The 15,161-nt window shown below is 59.3% G+C and carries 12 protein-coding genes; 4 read left to right on the forward strand and 8 right to left on the reverse strand.

The window, feature by feature from the left end; genetic code table 11:
• Nucleotides 1-34 precede the first annotated feature (34 nt).
• A complete protein-coding gene (locus CCK88_RS05115; RefSeq protein ID WP_244557432.1) occupies nucleotides 35-745 on the forward strand; it encodes a GntR family transcriptional regulator in 711 nt (236 codons plus the stop codon).
• Here CCK88_RS05115 and CCK88_RS05120 read toward each other — a convergent pair.
• Entirely contained in the window at nucleotides 742-1,611 is an 870-nt protein-coding gene (locus CCK88_RS05120) for a shikimate dehydrogenase (protein ID WP_210189934.1), read from the reverse strand. The two genes, CCK88_RS05115 and CCK88_RS05120, sit on opposite strands and share 4 nt — an antisense overlap.
• 187 nt (nucleotides 1,612-1,798) lie before the next feature.
• Between CCK88_RS05120 and CCK88_RS05125 the strand changes: the two genes are divergently transcribed.
• From CCK88_RS05125 to mazG, 3 genes are all read left to right on the forward strand, one after another.
• On the forward strand, nucleotides 1,799-2,470 hold the full coding sequence (locus CCK88_RS05125; protein ID WP_086469416.1) for a TetR/AcrR family transcriptional regulator: 672 nt from the start codon (nucleotides 1,799-1,801) through the stop codon (nucleotides 2,468-2,470).
• A gap of 87 nt (nucleotides 2,471-2,557) precedes the next feature.
• Complete coding sequence (locus CCK88_RS05130; protein ID WP_086469417.1) at nucleotides 2,558-4,438, forward strand: bifunctional sugar phosphate isomerase/epimerase/4-hydroxyphenylpyruvate dioxygenase family protein; 1,881 nt, start codon at nucleotides 2,558-2,560, stop codon at nucleotides 4,436-4,438.
• Between the two features lie 433 nt (nucleotides 4,439-4,871).
• Nucleotides 4,872-5,681 carry a nucleoside triphosphate pyrophosphohydrolase gene (gene mazG / locus CCK88_RS05140; protein WP_086469419.1) on the forward strand — a complete coding sequence of 270 codons (810 nt, stop codon included), beginning with the start codon at nucleotides 4,872-4,874 and terminating at the stop codon, nucleotides 5,679-5,681.
• Here mazG and hflX read toward each other — a convergent pair.
• The 7 genes from hflX to dusB form a co-directional block, all read right to left on the reverse strand.
• Nucleotides 5,678-7,045, reverse strand: coding sequence for a GTPase HflX (gene hflX / locus CCK88_RS05145; RefSeq protein ID WP_086469420.1), 1,368 nt, complete (start codon nucleotides 7,043-7,045; stop codon nucleotides 5,678-5,680). The two genes, mazG and hflX, sit on opposite strands and share 4 nt — an antisense overlap.
• Before the next feature lie 8 nt (nucleotides 7,046-7,053).
• Nucleotides 7,054-7,305 carry an RNA chaperone Hfq gene (hfq, locus tag CCK88_RS05150; RefSeq protein WP_086469421.1) on the reverse strand — a complete coding sequence of 84 codons (252 nt, stop codon included), beginning with the start codon at nucleotides 7,303-7,305 and terminating at the stop codon, nucleotides 7,054-7,056.
• 181 nt (nucleotides 7,306-7,486) lie between these two features.
• Nucleotides 7,487-8,869 carry a nitrogen assimilation response regulator NtrX gene (gene ntrX, locus CCK88_RS05155; RefSeq protein WP_086469422.1) on the reverse strand — a complete coding sequence of 461 codons (1,383 nt, stop codon included), beginning with the start codon at nucleotides 8,867-8,869 and terminating at the stop codon, nucleotides 7,487-7,489.
• The gene (locus tag CCK88_RS05160; RefSeq protein WP_086469423.1) at nucleotides 8,870-11,203 is read right to left on the reverse strand and encodes a sensor histidine kinase; all 2,334 of its coding nucleotides are present in this window, start codon (nucleotides 11,201-11,203) and stop codon (nucleotides 8,870-8,872) included.
• 234 nt (nucleotides 11,204-11,437) lie between these two features.
• The gene (gene ntrC / locus CCK88_RS05165; protein WP_086469424.1) at nucleotides 11,438-12,883 is read right to left on the reverse strand and encodes a nitrogen regulation protein NR(I); all 1,446 of its coding nucleotides are present in this window, start codon (nucleotides 12,881-12,883) and stop codon (nucleotides 11,438-11,440) included.
• Complete coding sequence (locus CCK88_RS05170) at nucleotides 12,880-14,001, reverse strand: two-component system sensor histidine kinase NtrB (RefSeq protein WP_210189935.1); 1,122 nt, start codon at nucleotides 13,999-14,001, stop codon at nucleotides 12,880-12,882. The genes ntrC and CCK88_RS05170 overlap by 4 nt, the downstream gene beginning before the upstream one ends.
• A 14-nt stretch (nucleotides 14,002-14,015) precedes the next feature.
• Nucleotides 14,016-15,017, reverse strand: coding sequence for a tRNA dihydrouridine synthase DusB (dusB, locus tag CCK88_RS05175; RefSeq protein ID WP_086469426.1), 1,002 nt, complete (start codon nucleotides 15,015-15,017; stop codon nucleotides 14,016-14,018).
• Between the last annotated feature and the right edge of the window lie 144 nt (nucleotides 15,018-15,161).

The raw sequence follows: 15,161 nt of genomic DNA on the forward strand, positions 1-15,161 counted from the left end.
CTGACATCTTCATTTGCACAGGGCAATCGGGTATATGTCCGATATTGTCTATAATAACCGATGTGACATGTCCGAGCATTTTGAAGAGCGGTCCGAGACCACCATTGGCGAAGTCACCTATGCGCGGCTTCGTGCGGATATCATTGCTTGCCACTTGCTGCCTGGGCAGAAGCTGCGGCTGGAACCGCTGCGCGATCGCTACGGCACCGGGCTCAGCACCCTCAGGGAGTGCCTCAATCGATTGGCTAGTGAAAACCTGGTCGTCGCTGAAGGGCAGAAGGGATTTTCCGTCACACCCGCCACGGCGGACGACCTGCGCGAAATTGCTGACTTGCGCCTCTTGCTCGAGAGCCACGCATTGCGACTGTCTTTTGAGCGGGGCGAACTGGATTGGGAGGGGCAGGTCGTATCAGCGCACTACAAGTTGGCAACAATCGAAAAAGCCCTGCTCGCCGGACATTCCAAGCAGACCAGCAACTGGGTGCGATACGACTTCGAGTTTCACAATGCGCTGATTTCGGCCTGTGGATCGCAGGCCCTGCTCAAACTCCACTCGGCAATCTTCGATAGATTCTTGCGCTACCACATGTTGGCAGCAAGTTTCCGAGGAACCGGTGTCGTCGAAGACCACGAGGCCCTCTACCGGCTTGCTCTCGAACGGAATACGGAGGGCGCGCTTGTTATGCTGGCCAGTCATGTCAATCGCGGTGTGGAACATGTTCTGTCCACGGGTCGCCTTGCCTAGGCGTACTCCAAGAACGTCTTGGACATTTCGGCGCTGTCTGGGCGCATTCCTGAGAAGAGCTCGAATGCACGCAGAGCCTGAAACACTGCCATGCCCCCACCTGTCAGCACCGCGCATCCGCGAGCTCTGGCTGTTCTGATGAGCTCAGTCTCTCGCGGAAAATAAATGATATCGGCGACCCACTGCTTCGATGTGAGCAGGTTCGGATCCAGCGGCAAACCGGGCAGTTTGTCCATTCCGACTGGGCTCGCATTCACCACTCCGGACGCATTCGGCAAAATGGTGGAAAGTGCGCCCGAACCGTGGGACGTGACACTGAGGGTCGTCGAGGCGATGTTAGACGCGAGGCGATGGGCTCTGTCTTCGTCGATGTCAAAGATTGCCAATTGACGGACGCCCAGATCGCTCAGAGCCTTTGCCACTGCCCCACCGGCGCCCCCTGCCCCAATCTGCACAACGCGCCTCAGATCAACGTCGCTCAAACCACGACGCATACTTTCCGCAAAACCGAAACAATCGGTATTGTGACCGCGCCGCTTGCCTTCCGTAAAAACCACGGTATTGACTGCGCCGACCGCCCGCGCGCTGTCGCTAAGTTCGTCGAGCAGCGCGAGCACGGACTGCTTGAAAGGAAACGTCACATTAAGTCCACGAAATCCGGCAGCTTCCAGCAAGCGCACGACTAGGGCCAGATCGCGGTCCTCAAGCTTGAGAGCGTCGAAATCGACGAGATCATAGCGGTAACGAAGCCCGAGCCGCCGTCCCTCCTGTTCATGCATGATCGGGGTGAGCGACTTGCCTATCCCCCGACCCACCAATCCGATTCGGATTTCTGCGCTTTGCCGTCCTTCCGTACGACCGGCGATCAGGTCTCCAAGGGCGTTCTGAATATACTCCAATCTCGCCACTGGCCCGTCTCCTTGGCGACGCAGGCAAGGGATGCCCGTCCGCTCTTGTTTTCCAGCGCCCCACCCCGCTAATAGGAGGCACAAAGGTAAGCCACAATGTACGAACTGGTTAGTTTAGTCAATGTGGACGGAGGAGGCTCAACGCATGGCTGCCGACACTCGAGCGCCGACGCCAAAGGAAGGTCAAAAGACTTCCACCCGACAGCAGGACCCTGAAGGCACGAAACGCAACATCATCGAAGTCGCCAGCCAAGAGTTCGCTCTCAACGGGCTTTCGGGCGCTCGTATCGATGAGATCGCAGCCAAGACACGCGCATCCAAGCGCATGATCTATTATTACTTCGGGGACAAGGAAGGCCTATATCTCAGCACGCTCGAGCATGCCTATGCTCAGGTCCGAGCCGGAGAGGCCGAACTGGACATCAACGGCTTGTCCCCTATCGACGGACTTCGCCGGCTTGTCGAGTTCACCTTTGAGCACCACCACGCTCACGAGGCATTCATCCGCATGGTGATGATCGAAAACATCCATCACGGTGAATATCTAGCCAAGTCCAGCCTCGTCCGCGATCTCAATGTGACTGCGATCAGCAACATCAGAAGCCTCTACGACCGCGGCGTTGCCGACGGAACTTTCCGGCAGGGTCTCGATCCGTTGGAAATCCACTGGCAAATCAGTGCCCTGTGCTTTTTCAACGTGTCCAATCGCGCGACGTTCTCCAAACTTTTCGGCCGTGACTTCGGTGATTCAGAGGCCCAGGAACGTCTTAAGAACAACACCGTCGAAATGGTTCTGCGCTTTGTCATAAAGACCTGAGCCAAGCCGCGCCGCCGGCCCACCACTGGTTGACACACCGTCGCTTCCTCCACATTGTACGAACCAGTTCGTTCATGAGGTTGGAAAGTGAAGACTTCGATAGCGACTGTCTCGATAAGTGGCGATCTCCGCGAAAAGCTCGAGGCTATAGCAGCAGCCGGCTTCGATGGCGTAGAGATATTCGAGAACGATTTTCTGGCCTTCGACCGTAGTCCTGCGGAAGTCAGACGCATGGCGGCGGATTTAGGGCTCGAAATCACGCTCTTCCAACCATTCCGAGATTTCGAAGGCCTGCCTGAACCGCAGCGAAGCCAGACTTTCGACCGTGCCGAGCGCAAGTTCGACCTAATGGTGGAATTGGGAGCTCCACTCATGCTGGTGTGCTCCAGTGTCTCTCCAATGGCACTTGGCGGCATCGACAGGGCTGCCGCCGACCTTCGTGAGCTGGGTGAGCGCGCGGCGAAACGTGGCCTCAAGATCGGCTATGAAGCGCTGGCCTGGGGCCGGCACGTCAACGATCATCGCGACGCCTGGGAAATCGTCCGTCGGGCCGACCACTCCAATGTCGGCTTGATCCTCGATAGTTTCCACAGCCTGTCGCGCCGCATTCCCTCTGACACGATACGATCCATCCCCGGCGATAAGATATTCATTGTCCAAATGGCCGATGCACCAGCGCTGGACATGGACCTGCTCTATTGGAGCCGACACTTTCGCAATATGCCGGGAGAGGGCGATCTTCCCATTGTGGATTTCACTCGATCAATCCTCGCCACGGGATATGACGGACCGCTGTCGCTGGAAATATTCAATGATCAGTTCCGCTCCGGCTCACCACGCACGATAGCACAGGATGGCCATCGATCCTTGGTTTTCCTCATGGATCAAGTGCACGAAGCCGAGCCATCGCTGCCCTCTGCGTCGGCTCACCTGCCGCCCCGGATGCCCGTGGAGGGTGTTGCGTTCGTCGAATTTACCGCGGATGAAGCCAAGGCCGAATCCTTGCGCCGAACACTGATCCAGATGGGCTTCGCGCATACCGGCACGCACCGGAGCAAGAGTGTTCAAAGGCTCACCCAAGGCGACATAAACATCGTCATCAACTCGGAGCGCGAGGGTTTTGCGCATGCCGCCTACCTCACGCACGGCCCGTCTGCTTATGCCATGGGTCTCAAGGTGAAGGATGCCCAGGGCGCCCTGGCCCGCGCAAAGGCGCTCGGCGCCCAACCGTTCACTCAACGCGTAAATCCCGGTGAACTCGCCATACCCGCAATTCGGGGTATCGGCGGCGGACTGTTATATTTTCTCGATGACGCTTCTGACCTCGCCAGAGTGTGGGACGTCGAATTCCGGTCCGAGCTTGAGCACGACACCTCCGACGCAGGCATGGTCCGAATAGATCATGTCGCGCAGACGATGATTTACGAGGAGATGTTGACCTGGATCCTGTTCTATCGGTCCATCTTCGTCGTCGACAAGGGACCGATGGTTGACGTTGTCGACCCATCAGGTTTGGTGCGTAGCCAAGTCATCGAAAATATTGAAGGCAGTCTGCGACTAACGTTGAACGGCGCTGATCATCACCGCACCCTGGCGGGCCGCTTCATCAGCGAGACCTTCGGGTCAAGTGTCCAGCATCTGGCCTTTGCGTCCGAGGATATCTTCGCGACGGCCGAAACGCTGCGTCGGAACGGCTTCAGGGCATTGCCGATTTCGCAGAACTTTTACGATGATCTTGCAGCAAGGCTCGGTCTTGAAAAAGACCTGCTGGACAGACTGCGCGAACTCAACATCCTCTACGATCGGGACGCGGCCGGAGAATACTATCAGCTGTATTCAGCCAGCTTTGGCGACGGCTTTTTCTTCGAAATTGTACAGAGGACCGGGGGCTACGCAGGATACGGCGCCGTCAATGCGCCTTTCCGCATCGCCGCGCAAAGGCGGAGTACTGCGGTCCAGCCAGCATAATTCAACTATGACGACCCATGGCCGCTATCGGCCTTCTCGCTCAGCGCCGAATGAAGTTGCCGAACCCTTCCTGTCGGCGTCCGAAGCAGTAACGAGCGCCCTGCCGGCATTTTCGCCTGCGAGTGAAAGGAGCGCCGAAAAGTCATCTGCTAAAACGAACCCGTCGCAGTTTGCGTCTACCGTCCTGAACATGCGTTCGAGAAGATGAGCTTGTAGGCCGTTCTCTTTGATCATGATCACACCCCAATCGAGGATACGGGATGCAATCGCCGTGCCATCGCCGCCGATCTGTCACGGTAGATATTTGGCTGCATGCGCAGTTCCTCGAAGTGTTTGGAAGGGCAACTTTTGCCGCCGTCGGCAAAATCGGCCTGCTTCACAGCGTTGACGCGGCTATTGTGCGCAAACCGATTCCCGGATCTGAAAGCATGCCATGCAGCCGTCACGTGACATTTCCCGTCTGATCGAAATCATGGCGGCTCTCCGCAACCCTGTTGGCGGTTGTCCGTGGGACCTGGAGCAGGATTTCCGCTCGATACGCCATTACACGATCGAGGAAGCCTACGAGGTTGCCGACGCCATCGAGAGAGAGGATTTTGGTGACCTGCGCGAGGAACTGGGCGATCTGCTGCTTCAGCCGATCTACCATGCTCAAATGGCAAAAGAGGCCGGGCACTTTGATATCGGCGATGTCGTGCTGGCCATTACCGAAAAGCTCATCCGACGCCATCCGCACGTTTTTGGCGATGTGACCGCAGACGGCGCTGATGATGCCCAGGATCGCTGGGAAGCCATCAAGGTCGGAGAGCGCGCTGCCAAGGCGGCACGCAAGGGCGATGTCGCGCCTTCGGTCCTGGACGACGTGCCTCAGGTGCTCCCTGCCCTCGCCCGCGCCGAGAAACTGACCAAGCGGGCCGCCAAGGTAGGCTTTGACTGGCCTGATCTGCCAGCGGTTCGCGCAAAGGTGGTGGAAGAGCTGGCGGAAGTCGCTGAGGCTGAGGCATCCGGAAACGCCCAGGGCATCCATGAAGAGATCGGCGATCTGCTATTCGCCGTAGCCAACCTGGCGCGGAAAGCGGGGGTTGACCCCGAGGCTGCGCTTCGCGACGCCAACTCCAAATTTACCCGGCGCTTCCACTACGTCGAGAGCCGCTGTCGCGACGACGGAATTGCCCCGCAAGATGCCGGTCTCGAACGCCTCGACGGCTACTGGAACGAAATCCGGGCGCGCGACAAGTCTTAGAGATCGGACAAGGCAATCCTGCCGTTGAACCGTTCGAGGAACGCCGCGCGGTGGCGTGGATCGACACGGACAACAAAGTCAGAGCCCTTTTCCGTCGGCACTTCGCGCGTGATGACTTCTGCATGATTGTGAAGCCATCCAATATCGGCACCGGCACTGTGCGGCACATGGACGTGATAGGTCCTGGCCTGTTCGCCGAGCGACCGTTCGACCAGTTCCAGCAGATCCTTGATGCCTTCGCCTGTATGAGCGGAAACCGGCATGGTCGCCAGGACCTTGCCTGCGGGCGTCGCGGAAGCCAGAGCAACACCTGGTTCGTCCAGCAGGTCGATCTTGTTCCAGACTTCGATAATGGGCGTAGATTCCGAGGCAACGCCTAGCTCATCGAGGACCGTCAGCACATCCTGGGCCTGGGCAGAGTGGTCGGGATTGGCGATATCGCGCACATGCAGGATGATGTCGGCGTCGACCACTTCTTCAAGCGTGGCCCGAAAAGCGGCAACAAGGTCATGCGGCAGGTCGGCCACGAAGCCAACGGTGTCGCTGAGCATCACATCGCGACCATGCGGCAGCTCGATCTTTCGCACCGTCGTATCGAGGGTTGCGAAAAGCAGATCCTCGGCAAACACCCCTGCCCCGGTCAGCTTGTTGAAAAGGCTCGACTTACCAGCATTGGTATAGCCTACCAGCGCAACAACCGGGATTGCAGCGCGCGTGCGTTGCGCACGCTGCTGGGCCCGCGTCTTCTTCACCTTTTCAAGGCGATCCTCGAGTAAGACGATCCGCTCGGTAATTTGCCGACGGTCGCTTTCGATCTGCGTTTCGCCCGGGCCACCCATGAAGCCAGTGCCGCCGCTGCCGCGTTGCCGCTCGAGGTGTGTCCATGACCGGACCAGCCGGCCCTTCTGATAATTGAGGTGTGCCAGCTCGACCTGCAGCACCCCTTCTCGTGTCGCCGCTCGTTCGCCGAAAATTTCAAGAATAAGCGCGGTCCGATCGAGCACTTTGGTCCCCGTCTCGCGCTCGAGGTTGCGCTGCTGAATTGGGGTTAGCGGCGCATCCACCAGAAGCAGCTCGATACCCTCGGCCTTTACCTTGTCGGCCAGCGTTTCGACATGACCGCCACCAATGTAGGTGGCCGGACGGATTTCGCGGACCTTGACGACATCGGAGAAAATGACATCGAGGCGTATTGCCCCCGCCAAGCCTTCGAACTCGGCTTGGCGCGCGTCAATGCTGTGATACGAGGATTTGTCGCGGACATCAGGACAAACGAGCCCCGTGCGTGTCGGCTTTTCCTGCCGATCGATATAGGGCTTCGGGCCACCCGCATGATGGCCCGTTTCGTCGTCAAATTCGTCCATAGGCGCCGTCAGTCGTGGTCGTGGTTCTGCTCGGGATCGAACAATTGGATCGGCGCACCAGGCATGATGGTCGAAATGGCGTGCTTGTAGACCAGTTGCGACTGCGCGTCCCGGCGCAGCAACAGGCAGAAATTATCGAACCAGGTGATCACACCCTGTAGCTTCACGCCGTTCACCAGAAATATGGTGACGGGCACCTTCTGCTTGCGCACGTGATTGAGAAAGGAGTCCTGGAGGTTTTGTTGCTTCTCGCTGGGCATTTAGGCCTCGTTATCGCGGCTTTATTGTCGCTGTTGTTTCCGCATTAACTTGCGGCCGGACCTCGAAGGACTGCCGCCCAGCCCCTGGATCCGAATTATCATATGTAAAGCACTATGGCACAGAAGTCGCTGACTGCCTACCGCCGTCGTTGCATGGCAGCGCGGCATTTTCATAGCATTTTCAGAGACCCAGCGACTTGATCTTGCGGTGGAGGGCACTTCGCTCCATCCCGACGAACTCAGCTGTCTTGGAGATATTGCCTCCAAACCGCTCAATCTGAGCCAGCAGATACTGGCGCTCGAACACTTCTCTGGCATCCCTTAGCGGCAGGCTCATCAGATGTGCCGATGAGTCCGTATCCCCCACGGTCGGTAGCACCTCGCCGATATCGGAGGGAAGCATCGTCGCAGTGATAAGGCCATTCTCCGGCTGCTGGTCCTTCATCAGGATCAGCAGTCTCTCGAGCGAATTGCGAAGCTGCCTGGCATTGCCTGGCCACTCTTGTGCCTGAAGCACCGCCATGGCGTCTTCGCCAATGCTCAACCGCTGCAGATTATGCATCCGGCAGACCTGATCAATGAACACGCTGACCAGCGGTGGCACGTCCTCGCGCCGCTCGCGCAAAGGCGTGATGGGAAGCGGAACAATGGACAGTCTGTGGAAGAGGTCGGAGCGGAATTCGCCGGCATCCACCTGGGCGGATACATTCTGCGAACTTGAAGAAATGATCCGGACGTCGATCGGCACTGCCTGTGTCCCGCCAACGCGGTTGAAACGGTTCTCGACCAGCGTCCGCAACAGTGTGGTCTGTACCTGCTGGGGAAGCGTCGTCACTTCGGACAGGTAGAGCGTTCCGCCGTGGGCTCGCTCGAGCGCGCCGACTTCAACCTTGAGCAAACCTGACTTGTCTCGCGCTTCCCGACCGAATAGTACGACCTGAACTTCATCAGGTGCGTAAAGAGAGGCGTTTATCTCGATGAACGGCGCACTAGACCGCGGACTGCGCTGATGGATTTGCCGCGCCACGAGCCCTTTGCCGGCACCTGACGGACCCGAGATGAAGATGCGCGAATTGGTCGGTGCCGACTTGTCGATGATTCCGCGGATTTGCTGCAAAGCTGGCGAAGTACCGACCATCTCGGCGCTCTTGCTGGGCGATCTTTCCTTGAGTTCGGCGACCTCGTTCCGCAGCCGCGTCGCCTCGATGGCACGTTGCGTCACATGCAGCAGTCGATCGATCTTGAACGGTTTTTCGATATAGTCGTAGGCACCCCGCCGGATCGCCGACACCGCGGTTTCTACATTGCCGTGACCCGAAATCATGACGACAGGCATGTCCGGATGCTGGCTCTGGAACACATCCAGCAACTGAAGCCCGTCGAGGCGCGATCCCTGCATCCAGATATCGAGAAATACCAGGCTCGGACGGCGCCGTGCGATTTCGTTGAGCCCGCTATCGGCATCATGCGCCTGACGGGCTTCGTAACCCTCGTCCTCGAGAATTCCGGCGATCAGGTCGCGGATATCGTCCTCGTCGTCGATGATCAGAATGTCTAGAGCCATTTATTTATGCACAACCGCAGAAAATTGCGGCTCCTCCTCTTGGGCGGGACGATTATCGGCGTATTCGGTTTCGGTTGGTTTTGAGGTCATTGCAGGGGAATGCAAAGGAAGCGTGAAGGTCACGCATGCGCCCACCCGGCCCTGCGGATCGGGATCGGCGTCCACCAGTTCTACGATACCACCATGCTGCTCGATAATGCGCGCAACAATGGCGAGGCCAAGACCGGTCCCCTTCTCTCGTGTCGTCATGTACGGCTCGAGCAGCCTCTGACGATTTTCCGAGGGCCAGCCCTTGCCGTTGTCGGACACCGAAACCCGGGCATGATTGCCTTCGAGATGCGCTTCAACCGTGATCGTCGGCTGCCACTCGCTGTTGAGCGAAAGCCCCTCAAAGGCCTCCACGGCGTTCTTGATGAGGTTGGTGAGCGATTGGGACACGAGGCGCCCGTCGAACCACGCAATGATCGCGTCTTCGGGCAGGAGCGTGACGATATTGACTTCGGGCAGACGGACGCTCTCCAAAAACACGGCTTGGCGGATGGTATCGCTTAGATCTCCGGTCTCGGGCGCGGATTCGGGCATTCTTGCGAAAGCCGAAAATTCGTCGACCATTCTGCCGATGTCGCCAACTTGGCGCACGATCGTGTTGATGCATTTGTCGAATACATCCCTGTCGTCTTCCAGCTTGTTGCCGTAGCGACGCCGCAAGCGTTCCGCGGAAAGCTGGATAGGGGTCAGAGGATTTTTGATCTCGTGCGCGATCCGGCGAGCCACGTCCGCCCAGGCGCTCGTCCGCTGCGCCGATTCAAGATCGGTAATGTCGTCGAAGGTGAGTACATATCCCTTTGATTCGGTTATCGAACCTTCGCGGGTGAGCTGCACCTGATAGATGCGACGGTCGGTTTCATTGCCGAGTTGGATCTGGTCGCGCACCTGGCCGCGTCGGGCGGAGCGTGCCTTTTCGAGCGTCTGGCTGATCTCGGGCATGATCCCTTCCATCGGCTCGCCCATCAGCTCGATTTCCGTGCGCTTCAGCATCTCGCAGGCGCGGGCGTTCACTAGAGTGATGGCCCCAAATGGATCGAGACCGATAATTCCAGCCGACACGCCTTCCACCACAGCCTCGGTGAACTGCCGCCGCTTTTCGTTGACTTCATTCGCCTTGAGCAGGTCGAGGCGCTGTGTCTTGAGCTGCTGCGTCATGCTGTTGAAACCGTTGGAGAGGTCTCTGAGATCGCCCCTGCCCTCCTGCACCGGCACCTGCACGTCCAGATCGCCCGCACTGACCCGCCGTGACGCGATCATGAGGTTTCGAATGGGGTCGACAAACCTGTTGGCGAGCGCGATGCCCACCCATAGCGCCGCCAGGAGCAGCACCACGGCGAGCCCGACATACATGATAGTAAAGGTGATCTGCAGCACGAGCCGGCTTGAGGCATACTGCCGGTATTCCGTGATGTTCTCGTCGGTCAGACGCGTGTATTCGAGGACTTCCGCATCCACCGGTCGAGCGACGAAGAGATAGGTTTCGTCATAGCCGCGCAGCTTGATCACCGATCCCACGAATTGTGTCGCGCCGGGAGCGATCGGCGTCGGAATGCCCTCCACCACACCATCAGTCACGCCGGCGGGAAGCTTGGGAAACGAACCGGCGACGTTGATCTGCGCGCGCATGAGTGTTTCGCCGGAACGGTCGATCAGCGATGTGAATGGCAACGATCGTGTGACGGCCAGGGCTGTCAGGATTCGCTCGAAGCGCTCGGGCTCGTTCTGATACGTCGCGCGCGCCTGCTCGAGCTCGTTGGCCACCCAGATGATGTCGTCACGCAGCACCTGCGCATGCTCGAGCATATAGGAACGTGCAACAAGGCGTGAGCTTTCCACGATCGCTCGTGTTCGCTCCGAAAACCATTGGTCGAGCCCCTGATTGAGAGCAACCGTTGCAACGACGGCCACAAGCGCCGCAGGAACGGCCGCAACGAAGGCGAACATCGCCACCATGCGCACCTGCAGCCCTGCACCCGGCTCCCCACGAAGCCGCGCCTGATAGAGCAGCACTGCCTCTGTTACCACCAAGGCCAGGACCAGAAGTACGAGCAGACCCGTCACCATCCAGATGACCGTCCACATGGTCGGTGACGGCTCGATCGGCGTAATGCCCGACAGGATCAGAAAGGACAGGGACGACATCAACACGGACGCAAACACGACTACGAAACCCAGCACCCGAAGTGCCCGGTTCTGCCCCATATTTGCGAACAGAAGACGCACCCTTCCCGAGCCCGGGCTGCCGGTCACCTGTTTGTCGTGGCTGGTTGTGACCAGTTCGGTCATAAGTCGTCCAGTTTCCTTCGCTTCCCGCCTTAGGTGAACGCGCCTGGGCGCTCCTTGACTGCCCTCCAATTAGAGCGGCGCTGACAGGAATGCGAAGCCTGACCCAATTCTCCTGACCCTTCAAGAGAATTGTTGCCAAAATGTGACACTGGCAGCGCTTGGCCCTGCAAGCGGCCACGCGCATAGCTCAGGCGCATCAGTTGGACGAGCTGTGGCGTCAGAAGCCAGGCATCGTCAATTGCGCCGGCTGTGCTTCACGATCTCGATAGAGTGCGTCCGGATCTTCTTGCGCAATGTGTTCCGGTTAAGCCCAAGCAGGTCCGCTGCCTTGATCTGGTTGCCCCCACAGGCGTTGAGGGCCATCGCGATCAACGGCGCCTCAACCTTGTCGATGACGCGTTGATACATGCCGTTTGGCGGGAGATTGGGTTCGTGTTCACGCAGAATCTGCCCCACATGCGTCTCGACGGCCATCGAGATGTCCATTGGACCGGCAGCGGCACCGACTGACGGTCGGTCCACGATGTTGAGCTCATTCTGGACGATTTCCGCCGAAATCTGCTCGTCGGCGTAAAGCGCTGACAGGCGTCGAACGAGGTTTTCGAGTTCACGTATGTTGCCAGGCCAATTGTAGTTCTGCATCAGCCGGATCGCGTCTGCAGAAATCGTCTTGGACGGCTCGCCCTCACGTTGCGCGAGACGCAGAAAGTGTTGAACCAGGTCCGTGATATCATCGATGCGCTCCCGCAGGGGCGGCAGGCGGATCGGAACCACGTTCAAGCGATAATAAAGGTCTTCGCGGAACAGGCCCTGCCTGATCATCTGGCTGAGGTCGCGGTGGGTCGCGGCCACGATGCGCACATTGGTCTTGATGGCGTTGCGCCCCCCGACCATCGTATATTCACCCTCCTGAAGCACGCGAAGGAGGCGGGTCTGGGCGTCCATCGGCATGTCGCCGATTTCGTCGAGGAACAGCGTACCGCCTTCGGCCTGCTCAAACCGCCCCGAAGAGCGGGTGTTCGCACCGGTAAACGCGCCCTTCTCGTGGCCGAACAGCTCGGCCTCGATGAGATCGCGCGGGATGGCGGCCATGTTGATCGCCACGAAGGGGCCATTTCTGCGCTTGCCGAAGTCATGCAGCGCGCGCGCTACCAGTTCCTTGCCCGTCCCGCTTTCTCCAGTGATCATCACCGTGAGGTCGGTCTGCATCAGGCGCGCAAGGGCGCGATAGATATCCTGCATTGCCGTCGAGCGGCCGACCAAGGGCATGGTTTCGCCAGGCTCTTCGGCCTTGCGTTCTGCATTGGTCGGCTTTTTTGCATCCGCCAGGGCCCGGGCGACCACCGAGAGCACTTCGGTGATGTCGAACGGCTTGGGCAGATACTCGTACGCCCCTACCTCCGAGGCGCGGATGGCCGTCATGAAAGTGTTCTGCGCACTCATGACGATCATCGGCAGCTCGGGCCGCAGCTTCTTGATCTTGGGCATCACCTCGAAAGCATTGCCGTCAGGCATGGCAACGTCGGTGATGAGGATGTCACCTTCGCCGCGGCTGACCCAGTTCCACATCGTCGAGATGTTGCCAGTGGGTCGAACTTCATAGCCGGCCCGGGTCAGGGCCTGATTGAGCACCATGCGAATGGCGGCATCGTCATCGGCAAGCAGAACGACATGGCTCATTTGGCAGAACCCTCTTCGGCGTCGGCAGGAGTCTGGAAAGCCCCGCTGGCTACGGGCAGCAGGATGCGGAAACGCGTCCGTCCAGGGCGGCTATCGCAATCAATGACACCGCCGTGATCGCCCACGATCTTGGCAACGAGTGCAAGGCCAAGCCCGGAACCATTGGTTTTGGTCGTAACGAATGGATCGAACAGGAATGGGAGGATATCGGGCGGCACGCCGGGCCCATTGTCCTCGATGACAATCTCGAGCGGCAGCGAGATGCGTTCAGCGACGCCGGCGACGCTGATGCGGATGCCTGGACGAAAGGCTGTGGTCAGGCGAATTTCGGGTTTCTGTGTTCGTTCAAGCGCTTCAGAAGCGTTCTTGATGAGATTGAGAAAGATCTGGATCAGTTGATCGCGATTGCCGAGCACCGGGGGCAGCGACGGATCGTACTCTTCATAGAAAGTAATGCCCCGCGCCACCCCATTGCGGGCGAGCAGCTTCACGCGGTCCAGCACCACGTGGATATTGATTGGTTCACGCTCGAGCGGGCGCTCATCACCGAACACTTCAACCCGGTCGATCAGCCCGACGATCCGATCGGTCTCCTCGCGGATCAAACGGGCAAGCGGCACTTCATCGGCGGCAATGGACTGTTCGAGGAGCTGCGCTGCACCACGAATCCCGGACAGCGGATTCTTGATCTCATGAGCCAGCATGGACGCGAGCCCCGTCACCGACCGCGCCGCGCCGCGCGAAACCATCTGGCGGTCGATCTTGTCGGCCATGGTGCGTTCCTGGATCAGCACCGCCACACGCCCATCGGTATCCGAAATCGGGCTGGCGAAGACATCAGCGATACGCTCATCTCCGAAACGCGACGAACCGACCCGCACGCGATACTCCGTCATGGGTGCGCGGCGCTGTGCGACGGTCTCCACCAGCGAAATAATGGGGGAGCCAAAGGCAATGAGGTCGTCGAGGCGCTGCCGAGTCAATACGCTCAGGGAAGCGCCAAAAAAGGCTTCGGCGGCATAGTTCACGAACTGAATTCCGCGTGCCTCGTCCAGCACCAGAATAGGTTGCGGTAGTGCCTGCAGCACGGCGCGCGCCGGTAGGCTATCCACGTCCATCACAACGGCATGCGTCACGCCGCACTCCTCCATTCACCGGAAAACAGCGTGCCGATCATCGACAGCACGGCCTTGGTATCATCATTGTCGAGCAGAGCCTTGCGGGTCGGCTTGTCGAGCTCGAGCCCAGCAGCCTCGGCATACCAGTCCAGATGCTTGCGCGCGGCGCGCAAGCCAACTTCACGCCCATAGTCGATCAGCATGTCCTCGTAGTGCTGCTGGATAAGGTTCACCAGTGCCTGTCCGCAGGGCGCAGCCGGTGCATCCTCTCCGCTGAGCCCCGCGCCGATCTGCCCAACCCGCCAGGGTTGACCCTGCGCGCCCCGTCCAAGCATGACGGCCGCCGCGCCGGACTGTTCGAGGGCAAGGCGGGCCGTCTCCAGATCGACGATGTCGCCATTGACAACTACGGGAACATCTACGGCCTCGACGACCCGCCGGACAGGCTCCCAGCGCGCGCTGCCCTTGTAGAACTGTTGCCGCGTGCGACCGTGCACAGTGATCATCTGTGCACCTGCATCGACGGCAAGCCGGGCGATCTGTGGTGCATTGAGGCTATCGTCGTCCCACCCAAGACGCATCTTGACCGTTACCGGCTTGTTCGTTGCGCCCACCACCGCCTCGACGATTTCGAGGGCCTGGTGAGGGACGCGCATGAGCGCGGATCCTGCGTAACCGTTGGTCACGCGCTTGGCAGGACAACCAAAATTGATGTCGATGATATCGGCGCCCGCAGCTTCTGCGATCCTTGCGCCCTCGGCCATCCACCTGGGTTCGCAACCGGCAAGCTGAACCGCATGCGGCAGGGTGCCGGCGCGCGAAAGCTTTCGCACCATTCCCTCGTGGCCTGTGGTGAGCGCGGAGCTGGCAACCATTTCCGAGACGACAAGACCTGCGCCAAAGCGCTCGGCGATTTCGCGAAACGGTCGGTCAGTGATACCCGCCATTGGCGCAAGGAAGGCCGGATTGCGAACGGAATGACCGCCGATGCTCAATGCGGAGGCAGTAGCCGTCACTCAATTGCCCCAGAAATGTTCAATTCCACCATAGTGCCTGCACAATAATCATTTCAGGCCTATGCGCAACCGCTTCTGGACGCGACGACTGCGGAGGGCAGCCCTGCTCTTGCCGCATGGCGGCTCCGACGCTAGACCATCAGC

This window comes from Devosia lucknowensis (genome assembly GCF_900177655.1).
Lineage (GTDB): Bacteria > Pseudomonadota > Alphaproteobacteria > Rhizobiales > Devosiaceae > Devosia > Devosia lucknowensis.